Below are 21,540 nucleotides of genomic sequence, written 5' to 3' on the forward strand. Positions count from 1 at the left end.
ACGCCCGACTGGCACGTCTCGACCTACCGCGGCCAGAACGCGAACATGCATACGACGGAAGCGTTGCTGGCCGCCTATGAGGCGACGGGGCATCTCGTCTACCTCGATCGCGCCGAGCGGGTCGCGACGAACATCACCCAGCGCCAGGCTCAGCTGTCGCACGGGCTGGTCTGGGAGCACTTCCACGCCGATTGGTCCGTCGACTGGCATTACAACGAGGAAGACAGCTCGAACATCTTTCGGCCGTGGGGTTTTCAGCCGGGGCATCAGACCGAATGGGCCAAGCTGCTGTTGATTCTCGAGCGGCATCGCCCGCTGCCTTGGCTCGTGCCGCGTGCGGTCGAACTGTTCGATGCCGCGCTGACGCACGCCTGGGACGACGAACACGGCGGCCTGTGCTACGGCTTCGGGCCCGACGGCAAGATCTGCGATCACGACAAGTACTTCTGGGTGCAGGCCGAAACGCTCGCGGCGGCAGCGCTGCTCGGGCACCGTACGGGCAGCGAACGCTTCTGGGACTGGTACGACGAAATCTGGAGCTATAGCTGGACGCACTTCGTCGATCACCGCCACGGCGCGTGGTATCGCATCCTCACGTGCGACAACCGCAAGTACAGCGACGAAAAGAGCCCGGCCGGCAAGACCGACTATCACACGATGGGCGCGTGTTACGAAGTGCTGAACGCACTCGTCGAGACGAACGGCGACGCCTCGGCGCAGGGATTGGGCACGCTGGCTCCCGCCGGTCTCAACGGCCATGGCGGGGCTCAGGGCAACACCTTCAATGGAAACGGAAGCGGCGGCGATTTCGCCAGCCGGGCTTGAACATACGAACTACGCACATGCCAAACGCAATGAGCACCACCACCGCCGGGGCGGGCGAACACACCGCGATGCCCTCTGCCTTTCCGCTGTTCGTCAGCGCAGGCGATATCCTGACCGACCTCGTTCGCATGGACGGCTCACACTGGATATCGCATCCGGGCGGCGCAGGCTGGAACGTCGCGCGCGCGGTAGCGCGCCTGGGCGTGCCGAGCGCTTTCGCCGGTTCGATCGGCGTCGACTGTTTTTCCGACGAACTGTATCGCGCGAGCGAGCGGGCCGGCCTCGATTTGCGCTTCTTGCAGCGCGTCGAGCGGGCGCCGCTGCTCGCGATCGTTCACGAAACACATCCGCCCGCGTACTTTTTCATAGGCGAGGGCAGCGCCGATCTGGCATTCGATCCCGAATCGCTGCCGGAAGGGTGGGCCGGCGCCGCACGCTGGGCGCACTTCGGCGGCATCAGCCTCGCCCGCGCGCCGCTCTCGGCCACTCTGGCGACACTCGCGGCCGATCTGCGGGCGCAAGGCGTCAAAATCAGCTTCGATCCGAATTACCGCAACGTGATGCAGCACGGCTATCGTCCGATGCTGGAGACGATGGCCTCGCTCGCGGATCTGATCAAAGTGTCGGACGAGGATTTGCGGTGCCTGTTCGGCACGGACGAAGATACCGCGCTCGACCAGTTGCGCGCCATGAATCGGGAAGCCACGTTGCTCGTGACGCGCGGCTCGGGTCCCGCCACGTTGATCACGCCGGGGGAAACGATCGCGGCGATGCCCCCGCGGGTGGAGGTGGTCGATACCGTAGGCGCGGGCGATGCGTCGATCGGCGGCCTGCTGTTCAGCCTCATGCAGCGGCCGGAGCGTCCCTGGCGCGATCATCTGACGTTTGCGCTGGCCGCGGGTGCGGCGGCATGCCGGCACGCGGGTGCCCATTCGCCCACGCTCGACGAGGTCGTCGCACTACTGCAATAACGGGCACGCATCCCGACGGCAGGCCCGTGCCGTGCAAGCAAACGGCACGGGACCACAGCTCACCGGTACGCTCGCCAAGCGCGTGCTACGATGAATTCATGCGGCCGGACTTCCGCACAGGAGCGCCGATCATGGAAGACGTCATCTACACGAAAGGGATCTACACGGCTAAGCCAGGCGTGAAAACGCTGGAGGACGGCCGGTTTCAAGGTGTCGTCCAACTGGCGCGCGACGACGCGACCGAGCCAGAGACGACGGTGTACGAAGTCAAAGGTGCCAGTGCCACCGTCTCGGAAGCGCTGGAGGAAGCGAAGGCGCTCGCTCATCAGATTCTCGGCGAAATCGAGTTTTAGCTCGGGGGCGCCCGTCGACGCCCTGTCCATTGGAACAACATTCGCCGAGGCGCGGCGGGATGGAGGTTCAAGATGGCTGAAGAACAATTCACCTACGGCGTTTATTCGATCCACGTGCGCCCCATCGAACTCGAAGGCTCGCGCTGGGATGCCGAGTACGAGATCCGGCAGCAAGACAAACCCGTGCAGCGTTGGCTCACCGTAGGCGGCGACGCGGGCTACGCGAGCGCCGCGCGTGCGATCGAATCGGCGCATCATCAAGCGGTGGCCGACATCGAGCGCGGCGCCGGCGTCCCCAAACCGAGGGCGTTCCCGTAGTCGCACGGCCGGGTCGTGCATGCTACGCTGCGCCCGTTCCTGACGACACGACGCGCTGGCGCGATGGCAACTGAAACGCACACCGGGCCCTACTCGCCCACCGATACGCCCGAAGCACCGGCCTCGCCGCCGAACGGCGCGGCGCGCCCCGTGCCGCGCTCGCCGCATCGGCGGCCCGCGGCGCGGGGCCATGCGTCCAGCCGCAAGGGCGGCCGCATTCTGCGCACGGGCACGGGCACTGTCGTCACCCACGGGATGCCCGACCGCGCACGGCTCGATCTGTACCACCGCGCGCTGACCGTGCGCTGGCCGGTGTTCTTCGGTTCGATGGGCGCTTTCTTTGTGCTATTGAACGCGTTTTTCGCGGCGCTTTATTCGTTGGGCCATGCGCCGATCGCCAATCAATCGCCGGACGGCTTTCTCGGGGCATTCTTTTTCAGCGTGGAAACGCTCGCGACGGTCGGCTATGGCGATATGCATCCGCAGACCGTTTACGCGCACGCGATCGCCACGCTCGAGATCTTCACGGGCATGTCGAGCATCGCATTGGCGACGGGCCTCATCTTCGTGCGCTTTTCGCGCCCCCGTGCGCGGATCATCTTTTCTCGCTACGTTGTCGTGCGCCCGCTCGATGGCGTACCCACGCTCATGCTGCGCGCCGCGAACGCACGGCAAAACTACATTGTCGAAGCGAAGGCGAAGCTACGGCTGATGCGGCACGAGATCAAGCCGGAGGGCTACTCGCTGTGGCGAATCGAGGATCTGAAGCTCGTCCGCGAGCAGCATCCGATCTTCCTGCTCGGCTGGAACCTCATGCACGTGATCGACGAATCGAGCCCGCTCTACGGCGAAACCGCGGAAAGTCTCGCGGCATCCGAGGCATCGCTGATGCTGATGATCGAGGGGGCCGACGAAACGACGACACAGACAATGTCCGGCCGCCACAATTGGGAATTCGACGACATTCGCTGGCAGCATGCATTCGCCGATCTGCTGCATGACGACGAGGACGGCGTCACGCACTTCGATTATGCGAAGTTCCACGAGGTGCGGCCGCTTAGCGAGTCCGAGCGCGGTTAGCTTTCCCCGCGCGCCTTGCGCACGAGATCGGGCAATCCGTCGTGAGGTCCCAGCTCGCGTTTGGGCCAATCGAGCCAGCGATCGGGCCGTGTCGCTTCATGGGCTTCGTTGCGCGGATAGCGGATGCGATTCTCGTCCTTCGGCGTCTCCCCCACCACGATCAGGCGAACTTCGCTTTCGGTATTGTTGATGAAGGTGTGGCAGATGCCGGTGCCGGCTGGAAAGCCGACGGCGTCGCCCGGAGAGAGCCGGTGCAGATGCCCGTCGATCCAGGCGTCGGGCGTGCCTTCGAGCACATAGACGAATTCTTCCTCGGCACTCTCGGCATGGGGATACGAGGTGCGGCGCCCGGGCAGCAGACGCACGTGATGGATACCGATCCGGGTTAAGCCGAGTGTGGCGCCGAGCGGCGCGCCGATCGCCATCAGCTCGGTATCGCCGTTGTAATGCGAGTTGTCCTCGCCTTCGAGCTCAGTCCAGTGGCGGATGAAGGTTGGGCGTTGCATCGTGTCCCTCCTAAACAGACAGCGAAAAATTCTTCTCCGTTTTCGATCCATGCGCGCGTAACCGTTCCGACACGGCACCAACCGAAGTATAGATAGCAAAAATCCTCCCGGGTCGCCGCTGAAAAATAGAGGCTTCGCGGCCGCGCCTTCGATCCTTCGGCCGCCCAACGTCGGCGGATCCCCGCCGATACGACAAAACACCAAGCTTGCCGCGAGCCCGAACCGAGCCGTTCGCCCGCGCTGCCGGCTTTGCCTGGGGAGAGACACACCATGACCGCCCGCCTGCCGATCGATGGCACGCCCGCTCTATCCGAGTACAAACTCACCGACAACCTCTCGGCCAAGCGCGGTCGCATCTTCCTCACCGGCACGCAGGCACTCGTGCGCATCATGCTCGCCCAGCGCGAACTCGATCGCGCCCAAGGCATGAATACCGCCGGCTTCGTCAGCGGCTATCGCGGCTCGCCGCTCGGCATGGTCGATCAGCAAATGTGGAAAGCCAAAAAGCTGCTCGATGCGGCCGATGTGCGCTTTCTGCCCGCCATCAACGAAGAACTCGGCGGCACCGCCGTGCTCGGCACGCAACGCGTCGAAGCCGATCCCGAACGCACCGTCGATGGCGTCTTCGCCATGTGGTACGGGAAAGGGCCCGGCGTCGATCGCGCCGCCGACGCCCTCAAACACGGCAACGCGTACGGCTCCTCCCCGCACGGCGGCGTACTCGTCGTGGCCGGCGACGATCACGGCTGCGTCTCGTCGTCGATGCCCCATCAAAGCGACTTCGCGATGATGGCCTGGCACATGCCGATCGTGAATCCTTCGCATATCGGCGACATGCTCGAGTTCGGCGCCTACGGCTTCGCACTCTCGCGCTTCTCGGGCACATGGGTCGGCTTCAAGGCGATTTCGGAAACGGTCGAATCGGGTTCCACCGTGGACCTCGACGCGCTGACGATGCAATGGCCCGCACCGGCCGATTTCACGCCGCCCGCAGGGGGGCTCCATAACCGCTGGCCCGATCTGCCGAGCCTGACGATCGAAGCGCGGCTCACGGCCAAGCTCGACGCCGTGCGTGTGTTCGCCCGCAAAAACAGCATCGATAAATGGATCGCCGCGAGCCCGCGCGCCGACGTCGGCATCGTCACCTGCGGCAAGGCCCACCTCGATCTGATGGAAGCGCTGCGCCGGCTCGATCTCACGGTCGCCGATCTCGATGCGGCCGGCGTGCGCATCTACAAAGTCGGCCTCTCCTTCCCGCTGGAAATGACCCGCCTCGAGACGTTCGTCGACGGTCTCAAGGAAGTGCTCGTCATCGAAGAGAAGGGGCCCGTGATCGAGCAGCAGATCAAGGATCATCTCTTCAACCGCGCGCCGCAGGAACGGCCCGTCGTCGTCGGCAAGCATGATGCGCAAGGGCAGCCGCTGCTGTCGGCGCTAGGCGAGTTGCGTCCCTCGCGCGTGCTGCCCGTGTTCGCCGATTGGCTCGCACGCCACAAGCCCGCGCTCGACCGGCGCGATCGCGTCGTCGATCTCGTCGCGCCGCAAATCCTTTCGAACGCGGCAGACAGCGTGCGCCGTACGCCCTATTTCTGCTCGGGCTGCCCGCACAATACGTCGACGAAAGTGCCCGAAGGCTCGATCGCCCACGCCGGCATCGGCTGTCACTTCATGGCCTCGTGGATGGACCGCGGCACGACCGGGCTCATTCAAATGGGCGGCGAAGGCGTCGATTGGGCCTCGCACTCGATGTTCACGAAAACACGGCACGTGTTCCAGAACCTCGGCGACGGCACCTACTTCCACTCCGGCATCCTGGCGATCCGCCAAGCCGTCGCCGCGAAAACAAACATCACGTACAAGATTCTGTACAACGATGCCGTGGCCATGACGGGCGGCCAACCGGTAGACGGTAGCATCTCGGTCCCGCAGATCGCCCGGCAAGTCGAAGCCGAAGGCGTCTCGCGCTTTGTCGTCGTCTCCGATGAACCCGAGAAATACGACGGTCATCACGGCCTGTTTCCGGCGGGCACGACGTTCCACCACCGAAGCGAACTCGATGCCGTGCAGCGCGAATTGCGCGAAATCGCGGGCGTGACGGTCCTCATCTACGATCAAACGTGCGCCGCCGAAAAGCGCCGCCGCCGCAAGAAAGGCGAGTTTCCCGATCCGGACAAGCGTCTTTTCATCAACGAAGCCGTGTGCGAAGGCTGCGGCGATTGCGGCGTGCAATCGAACTGCCTCTCGGTCGAACCCGTCGAAACGCCGCTCGGCCGCAAGCGCCGCATCGATCAATCGTCGTGCAACAAAGATTTCTCGTGCGTGAACGGCTTTTGCCCGAGCTTCATCACGGTCGAAGGCGGCAAGCTGAAAAAAGCGGCCGGCGCGGCGTTCGACGAAGCCTCGCTCGCGCGCAGTGTCGATGCCTTGCCGATGCCGCAAACGGGCCTCGATGCGGCACCTTACGACATCCTCGTGACCGGCGTGGGCGGTACGGGCGTGGTGACGGTCGGCGCGTTGATCAGCATGGCCGCGCACCTCGAAGGCAAGAGCGCATCGGTGCTCGATTTCATGGGCTTCGCTCAGAAGGGCGGCTCGGTGCTCTCGTTCGTGCGCTTCGCGGCGCGCGACGAATGGCTCAATCAGGTCCGCATCGATACGCAGCAGGCCGATGTGCTGCTCGCCTGCGACATGGTCGTCGGTGCAAGCGCCGATGCCCTGCAGACGGTGCGTCATGGCCGCACGCGCATCGTCGTCAACACGCATCCGATCCCCAACGCCTCGTTCGTCGGTAATCCGGACGCCTCGCTGCACGCCGATGCCCTCGTCGAGAAGATGCGGCACGCGGCCGGCGCCGAACGCATGTCGAGCTGCGACGCGCAAGCACTCGCGGCCAAGTTCCTCGGCGATACGATCGGCGCGAACATTCTCATGCTCGGCTTCGCCTGGCAGCTCGGCCTCGTGCCCGTCTCGCACGCCGCGCTCATGCGTGCGATCGAGCTGAACAACGTCGCCGTGCCGATGAACAAGCTCGCGTTCGCGGTGGGCCGTCTGGCAGCCGGTTCGCCCGATGCGCTCGAGACGCTGTGGGCCGAACGCCATGCCTCCCGTACGACGCCGGCAACGGGCGAGCAGCCCGAGACGTTTGCCGATCTCGATACGCTGGTGGCCGATCGCGAAGCGCGTCTCGCCTCCTATGGTGGGCCGCGCTATGTCGAGCGCTACCGCGCGCTCGTCGCGGCCGCGCGCGACGCCGAACGCCGAGTGCCCGCAGCGGGCATCGCAAGCGCGGTGGCCACGACGTTCTATCGGCTGCTCGCGGTGAAGGACGAATACGAGGTGGCGCGCCTGCATACCGACGGCGCCTTGCGCGCAGCGTTGGAAGCCCAGTTCGAAGGCACGGCCGGCAAAGACTTCCACGTGAAGTTCAACCTGGCGCCGCCGTCGCTCGCGAAGGCCAAGGCAGGCGAAGTGCCGGGCAAAAAGACCTTCGGTCAGTGGATGTGGCCGATGCTCGGGCTGCTGGCGAAGTGGCGCGGCTTGCGCGGTACGGCACTCGATCCGTTCGGCCGCACCGTCGAGCGCCGGATGGAGCGCGCGCTAGCTGACGATTACGAGACGACGATGCGTCGCGCCTTCGCCGCACTCGATGCCGTCAACGCCGACGATATCGTCACGCTCGCTGCGCTGCACGCCAAAGTGCGCGGCTACGGGCATGTGAAGCTGCGTAATCTGGCGAGCGTCAAACGCGCCGAACGGGAACTGGCCGCGCGCCTCGCCCTGGAAGCGGCGACGAGCGCGGCCGTTCAACAAGCACTCGACGAGATGAAGGGCGCCGGTTCGTTGCGCGGCATTCCCGTCGTGGTGGCGAAGTAATCCTGCGCCTCCTGAAGAAGCGGCAGGGGGCGGGCATGCGCTGGTCACGGTGTGCCCGTCCCGCCGTACACCGCCGTACACGACTTCTACTTCGGCGACACCCAGCGGCCGTCCGAGTCCAGCAGGCGATAGGCCTTGAACTTCTCGCCTTCTGCGATCACCGCCATATAGACAGCATGACTGCGATCGCCTTTCTCATTGAACGCGATGTCGCCCGTCGCTCCCTTGAAGTTCGATAGCTTGTGCAAGGCCGCGACGATGTCGGCCGGCTTCATCGATTTCGCGTCGGCGATCGCCTGCGCCGTCACCGAGACGGCGTCGTACTCGTAGATCGAATACGGTCCCGGTGTCGAGGCCCCGTATGCTTTCTTGTAATCGGCGACGAACCGGCGCGCCTTCGGGCTCGACAAGAACTGAGGCAACGGCGCGGTGGTGCAGATCATCCCTTTGGCGGCCGAGCCGGCCGTTCGCAGCAAGGTAGGATCGGTCGTCCCGTCGCCGCCCATCAGGGTTTTGACAGGCAGCTTCAATTGCCGGACGTCCCTCGCGAGCAAGGCGGCCTCGGGGTAATAGCCCGTGTAGTAGACGACGTCCGGCTTCAGATCGCCGACGTTTTTGGCGACATCGGCATAGTCCATCTGCCCGGGCGTCACGGCGTCGTTGTACACGACATCGATACCTTGCTTCTTCAGCGCATCGACGGTGTTGTCCGCCAGCCCCTTCGAATACGTCGTGTTGTCGTTGATCACAGCCACCGATTTCGCGTGCAACACCTCCTTCATGAACTTCGCCGCGAACGGTCCCTGCTCGTCATCGCGCCCGATCGTGCGAAACGCATCGCCCCAGCCCTTCTCCGTGAGCTCGGGATTCGTCGAGGCATCCATGACGTAGGCGAGACCGGCACCATGAAAGACACGTAGCTCCGGCAGCGCCGCACTCGAACAGTAGCCGCCCGCCACGGCCACGACGCCTTCGTTGACAAGCGTCTGAGCGGCACTGGCCGCGGCATCGGCATCGCACTTGTCGTCCTCGGGCACGAGTTCGATCTTCTTGCCGAGCACGCCGCCTTTCGCGTTGATGTCGTTCGCGGCAAGTTGCGCGCCGTTCAGAATATCCTTGCCGGCCGTCGCGTAGCTGCCCGAAAGCGGCACGGGCACGCCGATCTTGATTGTCTCTTGCGCGTAGGCGGCGTTGGGGACGATCGCCATCGATAAAGCGAGGGTGCCGGGGCCAATGAGCGCAGCTTGCCGCAGACGATCGAATACGCGCAATGCGCGTGATGCGCGAGGACGCCGAACCATCATGTCTCTGCTCCTTGTGCTTGTTATCGGTGGGAGCGCGTCTCGGCCTGTGGGTGCAGCGAGCGTCGAATGGCGGTCGCGGCGCGCGTTCAACGAGTAGCAATGCGCGCGCCGCGAGCGCTCGAACGGGTGATACGCCGGTCGCGCCTATTCAGATGATAGGCGCCGAGGCGAACAGATCAAGCCGGCGCGTCGGGACGACGGCCGCGTGACCTCAAAATTTCAAACGCCATCGTCATCGCCGTCGGGCTGCCAATCAATGTCGCCGCACAGTACGCATAGGCGTTCATCGATTCGCACCGCCATCGACAGCGTGACGCAAGGCAGCGCTTCGTTGATCGACAGGTAAGGCTTCGTCGCATGGATCCGATCGGGTGCGTCGATGGCCGCGTTGAAATACGGGCGGCGCATCCAATTCGCTCCCTGGGCGTCGGCCACCGGCGCGAAGCGTGCCTCCTGGCCCGCGCGATCCGCGCGTAACACGACATTGCGGCCCGCCTGCCGGCCGTGTTCGTCGAGCAGGAAGCACCGCGCCGCATGATCGAGCGCGAGAAAATTCCAGCACACCTCCTCGATCGGCTCGCCTTGCGCCAGGCGCTCGCCTGCGCGGCCGAAGGCCTGCACATACGGGGCGAGCCGGCCGGCACGCATGCGCTCGCGCGCTTCGATGCGCGTGCGGTGCCGTTCGGCCAGCGCCGCGATGCGATCGCCCGCGTAGACGCTGTCGGCCACCGAGGGGTTGGGACGCCCGAAGTAGAAACCTTGAACGAAGTCCACGTCGCAAGAGAAGGCCAGCTGTGCCTCGTGCTCGGTCTCGACGCCCTCCACGAGCACGAGTTTGCCCGCTTCGTGCAGCATCGAGACGAAGCCCGGCAGGATCGCCGCCGCCTGGGTGCGGTGCGCCGCCTGCGACAGCATCATCCGATCGACTTTCACGATATCGGGATCGAGCTGCCAGATCCGCTCGAGATTCGAATCGCCGGCGCCGAAATCGTCGAGCGCGATCAGAAAACCTTGCTCGCGAAAGCGCCCCGCCTCCTCCGCCAGCTTGTCGAAATCTTCCGCACGGACGGCTTGCAGCTCGATCACGATGCGCCGCGGCGAGAGCTCCAGGCGATCCAGATGCGCCCGAAACGCGGCGGCATGGTACGAATCGGCCAGCGCACCGGCGTGGATGTTGAGAAACAGCCACTCGCGCTCGACCCGCAGCGCTTTGAAATTTTCCAGATGCAGGGACTGCGCGAGACGATCGACGTAATGCATCTCGCCGTGGCGCGCGGCATCGCCGAACACATCGAGCGGCGGCACGGGGCGATCGAAGATGTCATGCGCGCGCAGCAGGCCTTCATAGCCCACGGCCCGCATATGCGACAAACTGAAAACCGGCTGAAACACGCTCGTCAGCGTGAAGTCGCGATGGCGCAGCACATGACGCTGCGCGCTCGGCGTCGCATCCGGTTCGAGCGCTGGCGCCCGGGCGGCGTGCTCGCGAACAGGCGTCACCATGTCGGCCTCCCGGCATGGCCAGCGCGAACATCCCGATCATCGCGCCCCGAGCTTCGGCGGCGCGTGCTGTTTTGAAAGCGAAAGGCGAAAAACGTCATCGATGGGCTCCCTCGATTCTTCTTAATGTAGTAAGAGCCGTGATGAAAGCAAGCTTTATGCGCAGCGCCCGCCTCGGGTGTCAAGGCGGGGCGCGCAGGATGCCCCGGCCAAGCGCTGTGCCGCGGGAGGGCAAACGCGCCGCCTGAGTCTGCGGCGGCTGCATGATGTTGCGCGGTGCTCGACCTAGCCCTTCGCACCAATGCGGTGCAAGCCGGCTCGCTCGACGCACGCCACTCGATCAGAGTACGGGACCGCGTGCCGCTTCGCGCCGCAGGAGCGCGTAGAGCAGGATTGCGCCGAACGTGGCGGTGCCGATGCCGCCGAGGGCAAAGCCACCGACCTGCAACGAGAAGTTGCCGGCGCCAATCACGAGGGTGACCGCCGCAACGATGAGATTGCGGTTATCGGAGAAGTCCACCTGATTGACGACCCAAATGCGGGCGCCCGTCACGGCGATCAAGCCGAATACGACGATCGAGACGCCGCCGAGCACCGGCCCGGGGATCGTTTCGATCAGCGCGCCGAACTTGGGCGAGAAACCGAGGATGATCGCGATGATCGCGGCCACGACGAAAACGATCGTCGAATAGATCTTCGTCACGGCCATCACACCGATGTTCTCGGCGTAGGTCGTCACCCCCGTGCCGCCGGCGAAGCCCGAAACGATCGTCGCCAGCCCGTCGCCGACAAAGGCGCGACCGATATAGCGATCGAGGTTTTGCCCCGTCATGGCGCTCACGGCCTTGATGTGGCCGAGGTTTTCCGCGACGAGAATCACCGAGACGGGCGCGAGCAGCAGCATCGCATGCGGATCGAACACGGGTGCCGAGAAGTGCGGCATGCCGAACCAGGCGGCATGGGCCACGATCGAAAAATCGATCGGCTTGCCGAGACCGAGGCCGTTCGTCAAGACGGCATAGATCGCATAAGCGATCACAAGGCCGATCAGAATGAGCAGACGCTGCACCATGCCGCGCGTGAACACGGCGACGATGCCGACGCTGAGCACGGTCACGATCGCCATCCACGAATCGAACGTCGATCCGCTGACGCTTTTGACGGCGATCGGCGCCAGATTGAGACCGATGACGGCGACGATCGAGCCCGTGACGGCCGGGGGCATCAGCGCCTCGATCCACTTGGTGCCGACGGCGCCGACGATCAAACCGATGATGGCGTACACGACGCCGCAGGCAATGATGCCTCCGAGCGCTACCGGTACGTTGGGGTTGGGACCATGCCCGGCATAGGCCGTCACGGCAATGACGAGGCCGATGAACGAGAAGCTCGAGCCGAGGTAGCTTGGGACGCGTCCGCCCACGAGGACGAAGAACAGCAATGTGCCGATGCCGGACATGAAGATGCACAGATTCGGATCGAAGCCCATGAGCAGCGGGGCGAGCACGGTCGAGCCGAACATTGCGACGACGTGCTGCACGCCCATGGCAACTGTCTGCGGCCAGGGCAAACGCTCGTCGGGCGCGACGACGCGCCCCTCGGCGGCGCGCGGCGCGAGACGCCAGCGCGGAAAATAGGATTCGGCCATGCTTATTGGGCTCCTTGTCGCGTACGTGGGGGGCGCCGCCTCGGTCGGGCGGCGCGTTGGAATTACGCGCGAGTTTAAGGATGGCAATAAGTGGTGACAAGCACCCGGGGGCCTAAGCAGCGCACCGGCCGCTTGGCCGTCTTCATCGCATTCACGAAATCGTCGAAGACGGCGCGAAGATTCGCGTGCCGCGTCCGCAGAAACAGGAGCCCGATGCCATGCCCCGTTCGGCACATCGGGCGACAGCAGGTGCCGAGATGGACGACTGCGACGGCCGAGCGCAACGGCCCCGCCTGCTCGGACGGGATCGAGATCAATCCCTATTCCGCACAGGATCGACCGCTTATGCCCACCGCTTCCCCCCGTTCGCAGCGAATGATCCGATAGCTGCCTACCGGATGAACATCGACGAACCGCCTGAAGATATTGATCGGCTCGCACCGCACCCCGCAGGTGAATGCATCGAAGAACGCCCGCCCTTGTTCCGGATACGTATGCAGCGAAACATGCGACTCTGCGAGCAACAGCAAGACCGTCACGCCCGTCGGCTCGAACGCATGGCGAATCGTGCCGAGGACAGTCGTTCCTTCGGCGGTCGCCGCTTCGGTCAGGGCTCGCGCAAGCGCGTCGCCGTCGTTGAGGAGGGCCGCGCTCGTATCGGCGATATCGACGAGGACGTGACGCCCGAAGGCGAGATGAGCGGCCTCAGCCATAGCGCACCGACGAGCGCGCGGCCCCGACGTGCGCGACCGCCACCACCATGACGCCGATGAAGGAAATGCCGACCGCAACCGGTGCCACAAGACTGACCGCACCGGCGAACGCCCCCGACATCGCCTCGCTCGTATTGGCAAGCGTGGAAAAAAGACTGAAATTCTTGCCGACGTTCGCTTCCGTGGATAGGCGTTGGATGTTCGTCGGCAAAACAACGTCGACGAACGCCCCGATCCCGCCCAGCATCAGGCAGCCCACCAGCGTCACCGGCACGCTGACCGCGCAGAGCGGCAATAGCGCCAGCGCGAAGCCGTACCAGCGCCAACAGGTCATCAGGCTCCCTGTGCTGAAATCGCGTGAGAGGCTGCCGCACAGCAGTGCGCCGAGCACCGCACCCAGCGCGAGAAAGCTCATCGCATAACCGATTACGCTGTCCGCGAAGCCTTCGCTTTTGAGCATCGTCGGAATCAGCACCCGCAGCGCAGCGCCGACGAACAGGATACATAGCGCCGAATAGCCAATGCTCACGAATAAATCGCGCCTGACGAACGCCATTTTCAAGTTCGCACCGAAGTCGCGGTACAGCCCGCGCAGTGTCACCGAGTCCTCGATGCTTCCATGCCGCAACGGCTCGCGCGGCGCAGGTGCCGCGATCGCCCTTCGGATACACAGCGCCGATACCAGATACGTCGCGGCGTCGATCGCGAGGACATAGCCGGCGTCGCTCACGAGATAAAGCAACGTGCCGCCGAGCGCCGGGCCGATGAGGCCACCCAGTTCCGCCGCCATTTGCGTCGCGCCATTGGCCGCAGGCAAATGCTCCGCGCGCACGAGGGTGGGGATCGTGCCTTGAAACGCCGGCTGAAAAATCGTGCGAAATGCCGTCATCGACATGCCGACGAGCGCCAGCGCCGCCACCCCCGTCCAACCGCTCGACAGCAACAGACAGAACACAACGGTGATCGCCATACGCGCGAGGTCGGCCCCGATCATCAGCGATCGGCGCGGCCAGCGATCGGACAGCGCGCCGCCCAGCGGCCCGAGCACCACGTAGGGAATGAAGCGAAGGAAATAGATCGCCCCCGAGAGCACTACGTTGGCGTGGGTGACGTGCAGTACGGTGATGATGAAGACAAACTCATGCACGCCATCGCCGATTTGCGATAACACATTGCCCGTCAATAACACGGAAAGACGGCGCTCCTGACGCAACATCGCTAGCATCCCGCCCCCTCAGGCCGCTGCCACGGGCAGGATCGGAAACAACAGCTCGCGCTTCGAGAATCGGCGCCCCGGGTCTTTCAGCTTGTCGATGACCATACCGTTCATCAGCAATTGATCGGCATGCGGCATCAGGTAGTACATGACATTGACGTACCAGTACCAACCGAGCTTGGTCAGCGAAAGCGAGACGTCGTCCTGCACGACGAGGGCCTCTTGCTTCAAGCGTTCGAGCTTGTCCAGCACCTCGGGATGGACGGCCTCCCATCGCACGAGCCGGGTATCGATCCGGCCGTGATAAGGCAAGCGCAACACGATCGGCCGCGCGTAGTCCAGCGCACGGTCGTGCATGCTGATCTCACCGGGAATGCGGCCTTGCGCGATGGCCTCGCGATACACCTTCTTGCTGTGCGTTTGCGTCATCACATGTCCCATCGTCGAGCTGATCGCGTTAACGCCGAAGCCCATCAAATCATGATCGTGATAGCCGTAGACATGCTCGTGGTACGTGAACGAGTAGGCGTCGCTGACGACAGCATCGCTCGGAGCCGTACGGTAGTACCCATGCCCGTTGTGCGGCATGAACCCGGCATGACGCATCGTTTGATCGACGAGGACGTTCATGCCGAACTTGCGCATCGCCGTGGTCGGGACCGCGCCGGTCTGTGCCAGCTTCGCATGCAGGCCGACTTGGGTGACGATGTTGTCGATCGGGTAGATATCGACGTTCGACGTCCCGAGCTCGACGGCCGCCTGCAAATCCGCCATCAACTCCTCTTCGTCCTGCCCGCTCATCCCGTACAAGATATCGAAGGTCTGATACGGGAAGTGCTGCTTCAGTAACGCGGCCGCATCGTGGATCTGGTCCAGCGAAGCCGTCAGATCGAACAGATCGCGCCATTTCTGCGAGAAGGTTTGCAGTCCAAACCGCGGATGCGTTATCCCGATTTCGCGCATCGCGTGCGCGCGCTCGGGTGTCAGGCTTTTCACCTCGACTTCAAACGAGAATTCGCGCAGGCGTGAAAGATCGAACGTCGTGCGGATCGTTTCGCCGATTTGCCGGATTTGCTCGGGATCAAGCAGGCTCGGCGTACCGCCGCCGAAAAAGATCGCCGAAACCGGCACTTGCTTCAAGTCGATGAGATCTGCCTTGAGACGAATTTCCGCCAGCAGGGTCGCGACGTAGTCGTCGATGACGGCGCGGCTCGAATAGCGTCCGCGCGTAAACGGACAGAAGTTGCAGATCGTGTCGCAAAACGGGATGTGAAAGTACAACGCGCGCGATCGAATGTGCGGCGTTGCTTCGTTCCACACTTGCTGCACCGTGGCTTGAGCGCGTTCCTTGCCCTGGCTTGGAAAGAAGAAGTTGTAGATCGGAAACTGACGATCGAATTTGACGAGCGACTTGCCTGGCAGCAGCTGCATGCGGTTCTCCTGGTCGAAGGGGGAATGCCCCCTTCTTTTTTCTATTCCCTGACCTGCGGCTTACCAACCGCCCATCTTGACGGGCATCAGCGGCGTTGCAGGTGCTTCGAAATAGCTCGAGATGTCTTCCATTTGGAACTCCTAAATTAATGAGACGCAGGAAACCTCCTGCGGGATGTCGGCACGAGCGCCAACATTTCGGTGAGGCGGCGGTGTGCCGGCACCTCGAATGCGATGGAACGCCGCCGTACAACGAAAGCGAAAGCGCAACGCATCACTTTCGTTCGGGCGATGTTTATCTTGTTCAGGCTAATTTAACAAAGAGGGACAGCTCGGCGAACCCGTCGAGCCTGATAGCTTGCGAGGGCGCGGAAATAGCGGGTGATAGTGAGGGGTGCTGATGCAGGAGAATTATTGAGATAGCGTGCGTTCGTAGGCCGTGCCCGGAAAGCCCTTTCTTTTTCATGCGCGTAGCGGCCGCCCCACGTGCGGAGCCCGCCCTCCACGCCAAGCCACGGCCGACCGGCAGCCCGCGCGTACGTCCGGCGCACCGGGACGGCATCGTGCGGGCGCCCGCGTTTCCCGTGCGTTTGCCGGGCGTTTACCGGTTGATGTGCTTCTTCTGCCAGGCCTGCATAAATTCGATTTCCTTCCGCTGGCTCGCGATGATGCTCGCAGCCAGGCGCTTGAGCTGCGGATCCTTACCGTACTTCGCTTCGACTTCGGCCATGTCGACCGCGCCTTGATGATGAGGAATCATGTGCGCCACGAAATCCTCATCGGCATGGCCCGTATAGGCTGCGCCTTGCATCGTGTTCATCATGCGTTCGTCGGCCGCCTTGAAGGCCGCCGTCGAATCGCCGGCCGCACCTTGACTGCCCGCCGGCGCCGATTGCGCTTGTGCGCGGCTACTCGGGTTGGTCGTGGAGGCCGCATCCTGGGCGTAGGCGGACGACGCCGCCGTAGCGAGTATCAACGTGGCAGTAAAAAGAACTGAAGAACCGATTTTGCTCGTGCGATGCATGCTGTGCCCCTCCTCGGTGACGGACCATGATCCACGCCCAGCAAATTGGATGCCGATCCGCCGGGCGCCTCAAAGCGAGGGAAGCCAGCCGGCGGCCGCCCCGGCAATCCCGGCGGCGCACACGGCCGCCGCGCACAGGCAAACGCACCACCGATAGCCCCCCCTCAGGCGCTGGGCTTTCGGCAGGGCCACGATTGCCAGCACGATCAACGGGCCGACGACGAACGGCAGCAGCAGCGCGTTGACAACCTGCGCTGCGACGTTCACGGAAACGAGATCGGGCTGGATCCAGACGACGCAGGCACACACCGCGACGGCCGCCGCGTAGACACCGTAAAACCAAGGCGCGCGCGCGGGCGGCGCTTCGAGCGAGCCTCGATGGCCGGACACTTCGCTCAAACCCCACGCGAGCGCGAGCGAGCAGACGATGGCGGCCACGAGCGACGCCCCGAGCACACCCACGCTGAAAATCAGCCGGCCTGCCCCCTCGCCTGCGATGCCGAAGAATGCGAACGCGATTTCGCCGACCGTTTGCAATCCCAACGAGCCGCCTCGCGAAGACAACGTCGCGGCCGCGGCGACGAGTACGGCGCCGGTCAGCGCCTGCGTGAGCACTGCACCGATGGCCGTTTCGACGCGTGCGGAACGATAGTCGGATAACGATTTGCGCTCGTCGGCGATCGCGGCCTGCTGATAGAAGATCATCCACGGATTGAACGTCGCGCCGATCAAGGCGGCCGCGAGATAAACGAATTGGGACTGCCGCCAAGGCAGATCGCCCAATTGTCGCGCCAGTATCGGCCAATCGGGACGCGCATGCCAGGCGATGACAAAGAAGGCCAATTCGAAGAGCCCGATCAGCATGATCACGCGATCGACGCGCTTATGCGATCCGGTCAATACGACGGCGAGCAGCAGCACGGCTGCAAGCAAGAGCGAGGCGACCCGCGGCACACCATACATTTCGCCGATGCCGGCGATGCCCGTGAATTCCGTCACGAGCGAACTCATGACGGCCACCATGAGTGCAGCGGCCGCGATCGCCGCCCATCCCCGGCCGAACCGCTCCCGCACGAGCGCGCCGTACCCGCGGCCGCTCGCGATGCCGAGCCGCACACACAGGGCCTGAATCATATAGAGGGGCACGGCTAGCGCGAGCAGCAGCGGCAAGAGCCGAATGCCCCATTGCGCACCGCTTTGCGCGGCGGCGACGACATTACCCGCATCGCAGTCGGCCAACATGACGAGCAGGCCCGGGCCCCATCCCGCGAGTGCGCGGAAAGCTTTGCCTAGACGGGGGACGAGGGGCAGCGGTTGCGACATGGCGATCCGTTCGCGCTTGCGTGGTCACGAGCAGGTAGGCCGACTGAGGCGCGGCGCTCGCGGGCAAAGCGAGCACTCTATCATTCGAGCGTCGAGCCCGGCTGAGCGGGCGCCGACACGATGGACCTTTGCGCTATCGTCGATCGGCGCGAGAATGGGCGCGCGCGGCACTCCCCTGTCCCTGACAACAAGACGATGGAAAAAAACCGACTGGAAGCATTCAGCGACGGCGTCATGGCCGTCATCATCACGATCATGGTGCTTGAACTGAAGGTGCCCCACGGCGAAAGTCTGGGTGCCCTGCTGCAGCTATGGCCGATCGCGATGAGCTACATCCTCAGCTTCATCTATGTCGGCATCTATTGGAACAATCATCACCACATGCTGCAGGCCACACGGCGCGTGAACGGCGCGATTCTCTGGTGGAATCTGCATCTGCTGTTTTGGTTGTCGCTGCTGCCGTTCAGCACAGGGTGGATGGGCGAGAATCACTTCGCGCGTTGGCCGACGGTGCTCTATGGCATCAATTTGCTCGCCTGCGCGCTCGCATGGACAGTCCTGGAGACGGGGCTCGTGCGTCATCACGGCCCCGACAGCCTCCTCGCGCGGGCGATCGGCAAGGGGATGAAGAGCAAGACCTCGCCGATCTTATATCTGCTCGGCATCGCCGCCGCGTGGGCGGACTATCCGAGCATCGGTCTGGCTTTTTTCGCGGGGACGGCGTTGCTCTGGCTGATCCCCGACCGCCGTGTCGAACGCCTCGTCGAGGCGCGCGACACCAACGAACAGGACTGAACACCGGCCGCCGGCTGAAGAGGCTCGCTTACCGGTCGTCCCCGATACCCGGCAGCGCGCTCGTGCCTTCGGCCCGCACGGCATGCAGCCACTCGGGCTTCAGATCGAGCAGACGCAGGATCGTCGGCGCCACCTGCTTCGTCTGAACCGGAGCCGCGATCGTGCGCGCATGCTCCATCCCGGGCAGCGACACGAGCAGGCCGAGGTGGCTGTCGTCGGGCGCGTTGCCGCCATGCTCCGCGTCCTTCTTCGTGCTGGAGGTGTAGATCACGCCCGGGTTCGGCTGCACGATGATGTCGGGCGTGCGGCCCAACGCCGGATCGCCGAAGTCGCGGGCCAGGCGCGAACCGTAGAGGATATACGCTTGCGGACCGTCGGCGCAGATGCCCGGCGCGTTACAGCCGAGATTGGCCTTCAGCGTCGCGACCACCTGCGACAGTTGCGATTGATCGCGCAGCCAGACCAGCCCGACGTCGTCGGTCTGCACCATGCCCGTGCCGGCGAGGCCCGTGCCGTCGTTCAGGTTGCCCGAGCTCGTGTTGTTCTGGCCGAAGTTGCCGCTCGAATCGAGATAGTTGTTCGTCTCGAGCAGCTTCGTCAGCGTATCGCCGTTCTTCACAAGCTTCGTGTGATCGGTCGGCGAATTGCCGTGCTTCGCGGTGACGATGATTGCCGTGCTCTGATACAGGTTGCGCTGCTTGAGCTCGTTCACCATACGGCCGATCGAGGCGTCGGCATAGGCGATCGCATTCGATACCTGCGGGCCCGGCGTGAAGTCGGCGTCGAGATAGCCGCCGCCCTTGGCGAAGGGCGCCTTCTCGGCCACGCTGAGCGTCTGGAAGTCGGCGCCGAACACCGTCGGCACCGGAGCGCTCGTCGTGCCCGTGGAATTCTTGCCGTCGATCTCGTTGAGGATCGCCTGCACGTGCAGGTCGTCGAACTTCTCGGTATGCGTGTAGACGTCCGTGTAATCGGTGTTCGTCGCCGGATCGATCGAATTGATTTCCGTGCGCGTGAGATCGTCGACGCCCTTTCCGGACGGACCATTCACCCAGTCATAGCCCCAGGCATGCTTGTCGGCCCATGCGGTGCGCGCACCGGGCATGTGCGCCTTGATCACTTCGAACAGCGTATTCGTCTTGATGTAGTCATGCGGATAGACGCTCTTGCAAACGCCACCCACCAACGCATGGGGAATCGCCTGCGGGTTGAATGCGCCGCCGCCGTTCAAATGAGTCAATGCACCACCGTTTTCGGCATCGATACCCGTCGTTTCATCAAAGACGACATTCCAGCCTTGCTTGCCCGTGCAGTTCGTATCCGACGGCGCGTAGAGGGTGCGGTCATAAGAGACGTCGTAGAACAGACCGGCTGTCTTCGGCGAGCCGCCCGTCAACAGCGCCGCGAGACCCGGGAACGAATCGGAAAGGCCGGGCGTGTGCGCGTTCGTATAGGTCACGCCGGACTTGGCGAGCACCGCCAGATTCGGGCAGCTATTGGCACCGATGCAGCGCGCGAGATCTTGCTCGTGCAAACCATCGACGCTGATCAGCAGCACATGCCGGATGTCCTTGCCATCATGGTCATGGCCGTGGCCATGATCGTGGCCTTGCGCCTGCGCCGCACCGGGCACGCCGGCCATCGCGATCACGGCGCTTGCCACCGCCGCCCCTGGAAACGACCACCGCCTGCGAATATCCATGGCTTCCACCTCGTTGTTGTCGGACCGAAAACAGAAAAGGGAAAAACAGCACTGCGAAGGGTCGACTGTCGGCGGGGAATGCGAAGCGGTGATGAAAGTCAGCTTTCAGCCGGCTGTCTGTCTCGTACGATCAATGCGAAGCGGGGCGGTTCGCCCCGTGCGCGTATTGAGTATTGAGGTGGACGCTGGAATTGGACGCTGTTCGGGACGCTGTTCGGCGAATCTTGCCGACGGCACGTCAACCATTGCATTCGGGCTTCGTTAACTGGGAGAAGCGTTCCGCTTCACGCCACTTCAGGAGGGATGGTCATGTTGAACAAATTTGTTTTCGCTGCGATCGCGGGCATGTTTGCAGTGGGCATGGCGCACGCCCAAGCTTCGGCGTCCACGGCCGCCAGCTCCGCATCGCCGATGGGCGGCTGTGAAGCCAAAGCGGTCGGCAAGAACGGCAAGCCGCTGGCCGGCGCCGCCAAATCGTCGTTCATGAAGAAATGTCAGGCCGATGCGATGAAATCGGCCAAGGGTGCATGCGAATCCAAGGCCGTCGGCTCCAACGGCAAGCCTCTGGCTGGCGCGGCCAAGGCTTCGTTCGTGAAAAAGTGCGAGGCCGACGCAGCGAAGTAACGCGTTGAAGTCACGCAGCGAACCGGAGCAGTTCGGTTCGCTGCAGCGGCTTGCGCTGCGGGCGCACGGGAGCGAACCCGGTCGAGCTCGAACGAGCCCGCACCCGTGCGTTGCCTTCTATTCGAAGGGCTAGCCGACGCTCGGCTCGCCTTCGCCCGGCCGCTTGCCCGGCTTGTCGGCCGGCGACTGCCGACGCGATTTGTCGTCGCGCTCCGGCATGCGGCTGCGCGTATTGTCGCTATGATGGGCCGGCTTCGGCTGTTCGGCCATTCGTTGCGAATCGTCGGTGCTGCGGTTCATGTTCGCCCCCCACGGTCGTTGCATTGACCCACCT

At 63.9% G+C, this 21,540-nt stretch carries 19 protein-coding genes; 8 read left to right on the top strand and 11 right to left on the bottom strand.

The window, feature by feature from the left end; all coding sequences use genetic code 11:
- The 5 genes from ACTHL0_RS00110 to ACTHL0_RS00130 all read left to right on the top strand — a co-directional run.
- A partial coding sequence (locus tag ACTHL0_RS00110) for an AGE family epimerase/isomerase (RefSeq protein WP_440564507.1) occupies window positions 1–825 on the top strand: 825 nt, incomplete at its 5' end.
- Window positions 826–893: 68 nt separating this feature from the next.
- Window positions 894–1,796, top strand: coding sequence for a carbohydrate kinase family protein (locus tag ACTHL0_RS00115; protein WP_440564546.1), 903 nt, complete (start codon window positions 894–896; stop codon window positions 1,794–1,796).
- 131 nt (window positions 1,797–1,927) lie between these two features.
- The gene (locus tag ACTHL0_RS00120) at window positions 1,928–2,149 is read left to right on the top strand and encodes a hypothetical protein (protein WP_440564508.1); all 222 of its coding nucleotides are present in this window, start codon (window positions 1,928–1,930) and stop codon (window positions 2,147–2,149) included.
- A gap of 72 nt (window positions 2,150–2,221) precedes the next feature.
- The gene (locus ACTHL0_RS00125; protein WP_440564509.1) at window positions 2,222–2,467 is read left to right on the top strand and encodes a hypothetical protein; all 246 of its coding nucleotides are present in this window, start codon (window positions 2,222–2,224) and stop codon (window positions 2,465–2,467) included.
- Between the two features lie 63 nt (window positions 2,468–2,530).
- Window positions 2,531–3,547 carry an ion channel gene (locus ACTHL0_RS00130; protein WP_440564510.1) on the top strand — a complete coding sequence of 339 codons (1,017 nt, stop codon included), beginning with the start codon at window positions 2,531–2,533 and terminating at the stop codon, window positions 3,545–3,547.
- Here the strand turns inward: ACTHL0_RS00130 and ACTHL0_RS00135 are convergent.
- Window positions 3,544–4,053, bottom strand: coding sequence for a cupin domain-containing protein (locus ACTHL0_RS00135; RefSeq protein ID WP_440564511.1), 510 nt, complete (start codon window positions 4,051–4,053; stop codon window positions 3,544–3,546). The genes ACTHL0_RS00130 and ACTHL0_RS00135 overlap by 4 nt on opposite strands.
- Before the next feature lie 270 nt (window positions 4,054–4,323).
- On the opposite strand from ACTHL0_RS00135, the gene ACTHL0_RS00140 reads away from it, so the two are divergent.
- Window positions 4,324–7,926, top strand: a complete 3,603-nt coding sequence (locus ACTHL0_RS00140) for an indolepyruvate ferredoxin oxidoreductase family protein (protein WP_440564513.1) — start codon at window positions 4,324–4,326, stop codon at window positions 7,924–7,926.
- An 86-nt stretch (window positions 7,927–8,012) separates the two neighbouring features.
- On the opposite strand, the gene ACTHL0_RS00145 is transcribed toward ACTHL0_RS00140, so the two are convergent.
- The 8 genes from ACTHL0_RS00145 to ACTHL0_RS00180 form a co-directional block, all read right to left on the bottom strand.
- Window positions 8,013–9,230 (bottom strand): branched-chain amino acid ABC transporter substrate-binding protein, encoded by a 1,218-nt coding sequence (locus ACTHL0_RS00145; RefSeq protein ID WP_440564514.1) that lies wholly within the window; start codon window positions 9,228–9,230, stop codon window positions 8,013–8,015.
- 219 nt (window positions 9,231–9,449) lie between these two features.
- On the bottom strand, window positions 9,450–10,733 hold the full coding sequence (locus tag ACTHL0_RS00150; RefSeq protein WP_440564515.1) for an EAL domain-containing protein: 1,284 nt from the start codon (window positions 10,731–10,733) through the stop codon (window positions 9,450–9,452).
- Between the two features lie 337 nt (window positions 10,734–11,070).
- The gene (locus ACTHL0_RS00155) at window positions 11,071–12,378 is read right to left on the bottom strand and encodes a solute carrier family 23 protein (RefSeq protein WP_440564516.1); all 1,308 of its coding nucleotides are present in this window, start codon (window positions 12,376–12,378) and stop codon (window positions 11,071–11,073) included.
- Window positions 12,379–12,698: 320 nt separating this feature from the next.
- The gene (speD, locus tag ACTHL0_RS00160) at window positions 12,699–13,091 is read right to left on the bottom strand and encodes an adenosylmethionine decarboxylase (RefSeq protein ID WP_440564517.1); all 393 of its coding nucleotides are present in this window, start codon (window positions 13,089–13,091) and stop codon (window positions 12,699–12,701) included.
- Window positions 13,084–14,307 (bottom strand): MFS transporter, encoded by a 1,224-nt coding sequence (locus tag ACTHL0_RS00165; protein ID WP_440564518.1) that lies wholly within the window; start codon window positions 14,305–14,307, stop codon window positions 13,084–13,086. The genes speD and ACTHL0_RS00165 overlap by 8 nt, the downstream gene beginning before the upstream one ends.
- Before the next feature lie 18 nt (window positions 14,308–14,325).
- The gene (locus ACTHL0_RS00170) at window positions 14,326–15,738 is read right to left on the bottom strand and encodes a coproporphyrinogen-III oxidase family protein (RefSeq protein ID WP_440564520.1); all 1,413 of its coding nucleotides are present in this window, start codon (window positions 15,736–15,738) and stop codon (window positions 14,326–14,328) included.
- A gap of 601 nt (window positions 15,739–16,339) precedes the next feature.
- Window positions 16,340–16,762, bottom strand: a complete 423-nt coding sequence (copM, locus tag ACTHL0_RS00175; protein WP_440564521.1) for a CopM family metallochaperone — start codon at window positions 16,760–16,762, stop codon at window positions 16,340–16,342.
- Window positions 16,763–16,831: 69 nt separating this feature from the next.
- The gene (locus ACTHL0_RS00180; protein WP_440564522.1) at window positions 16,832–18,085 is read right to left on the bottom strand and encodes an NRAMP family divalent metal transporter; all 1,254 of its coding nucleotides are present in this window, start codon (window positions 18,083–18,085) and stop codon (window positions 16,832–16,834) included.
- 195 nt (window positions 18,086–18,280) lie between these two features.
- Here ACTHL0_RS00180 and ACTHL0_RS00185 point away from each other — a divergent pair, with 195 nt between their 5' ends.
- The gene (locus ACTHL0_RS00185; protein ID WP_440564523.1) at window positions 18,281–18,880 is read left to right on the top strand and encodes a TMEM175 family protein; all 600 of its coding nucleotides are present in this window, start codon (window positions 18,281–18,283) and stop codon (window positions 18,878–18,880) included.
- A gap of 28 nt (window positions 18,881–18,908) precedes the next feature.
- On the opposite strand, the gene ACTHL0_RS00190 is transcribed toward ACTHL0_RS00185, so the two are convergent.
- Complete coding sequence (locus ACTHL0_RS00190) at window positions 18,909–20,582, bottom strand: alkaline phosphatase family protein (protein ID WP_440564525.1); 1,674 nt, start codon at window positions 20,580–20,582, stop codon at window positions 18,909–18,911.
- Window positions 20,583–20,891: 309 nt separating this feature from the next.
- Between ACTHL0_RS00190 and ACTHL0_RS00195 the strand changes: the two genes are divergently transcribed.
- On the top strand, window positions 20,892–21,206 hold the full coding sequence (locus ACTHL0_RS00195) for a hypothetical protein (RefSeq protein ID WP_440564527.1): 315 nt from the start codon (window positions 20,892–20,894) through the stop codon (window positions 21,204–21,206).
- Window positions 21,207–21,335: 129 nt separating this feature from the next.
- Here ACTHL0_RS00195 and ACTHL0_RS00200 read toward each other — a convergent pair whose 3' ends face one another.
- Window positions 21,336–21,530 (bottom strand): hypothetical protein, encoded by a 195-nt coding sequence (locus ACTHL0_RS00200; protein ID WP_440564549.1) that lies wholly within the window; start codon window positions 21,528–21,530, stop codon window positions 21,336–21,338.
- Window positions 21,531–21,540: the final 10 nt, after the last annotated feature.

The organism is Trinickia sp. (genome assembly GCF_051961175.1).
GTDB lineage: Bacteria > Pseudomonadota > Gammaproteobacteria > Burkholderiales > Burkholderiaceae > Trinickia.

Bases quoted from the DNA above. Each gene is read 5' to 3' on its own strand.
- ACTHL0_RS00180 (WP_440564522.1), bottom strand. From the start codon at position 18,085: ATGTCGCAACCGCTGCCCCTCGTCCCCCGTCTAGGCAAAGCTTTCCGC.
- ACTHL0_RS00135 (WP_440564511.1), bottom strand. From the start codon at position 4,053: ATGCAACGCCCAACCTTCATCCGCCACTGGACTGAGCTCGAAGGCGAG.
- ACTHL0_RS00140 (WP_440564513.1), top strand. From the start codon at position 4,324: ATGACCGCCCGCCTGCCGATCGATGGCACGCCCGCTCTATCCGAGTAC.
- ACTHL0_RS00170 (WP_440564520.1), bottom strand. From the start codon at position 15,738: ATGCAGCTGCTGCCAGGCAAGTCGCTCGTCAAATTCGATCGTCAGTTT.
- ACTHL0_RS00185 (WP_440564523.1), top strand. From the start codon at position 18,281: ATGGAAAAAAACCGACTGGAAGCATTCAGCGACGGCGTCATGGCCGTC.
- ACTHL0_RS00165 (WP_440564518.1), bottom strand. From the start codon at position 14,307: ATGTTGCGTCAGGAGCGCCGTCTTTCCGTGTTATTGACGGGCAATGTG.
- ACTHL0_RS00150 (WP_440564515.1), bottom strand. From the start codon at position 10,733: ATGGTGACGCCTGTTCGCGAGCACGCCGCCCGGGCGCCAGCGCTCGAA.
- ACTHL0_RS00195 (WP_440564527.1), top strand. From the start codon at position 20,892: ATGTTGAACAAATTTGTTTTCGCTGCGATCGCGGGCATGTTTGCAGTG.
- ACTHL0_RS00130 (WP_440564510.1), top strand. From the start codon at position 2,531: ATGGCAACTGAAACGCACACCGGGCCCTACTCGCCCACCGATACGCCC.
- copM (WP_440564521.1), bottom strand. From the start codon at position 16,762: ATGCATCGCACGAGCAAAATCGGTTCTTCAGTTCTTTTTACTGCCACG.
- ACTHL0_RS00145 (WP_440564514.1), bottom strand. From the start codon at position 9,230: ATGATGGTTCGGCGTCCTCGCGCATCACGCGCATTGCGCGTATTCGAT.
- ACTHL0_RS00125 (WP_440564509.1), top strand. From the start codon at position 2,222: ATGGCTGAAGAACAATTCACCTACGGCGTTTATTCGATCCACGTGCGC.
- speD (WP_440564517.1), bottom strand. From the start codon at position 13,091: ATGGCTGAGGCCGCTCATCTCGCCTTCGGGCGTCACGTCCTCGTCGAT.
- ACTHL0_RS00115 (WP_440564546.1), top strand. From the start codon at position 894: ATGCCCTCTGCCTTTCCGCTGTTCGTCAGCGCAGGCGATATCCTGACC.
- ACTHL0_RS00200 (WP_440564549.1), bottom strand. From the start codon at position 21,530: ATGCAACGACCGTGGGGGGCGAACATGAACCGCAGCACCGACGATTCG.
- ACTHL0_RS00190 (WP_440564525.1), bottom strand. From the start codon at position 20,582: ATGGATATTCGCAGGCGGTGGTCGTTTCCAGGGGCGGCGGTGGCAAGC.
- ACTHL0_RS00120 (WP_440564508.1), top strand. From the start codon at position 1,928: ATGGAAGACGTCATCTACACGAAAGGGATCTACACGGCTAAGCCAGGC.
- ACTHL0_RS00155 (WP_440564516.1), bottom strand. From the start codon at position 12,378: ATGGCCGAATCCTATTTTCCGCGCTGGCGTCTCGCGCCGCGCGCCGCC.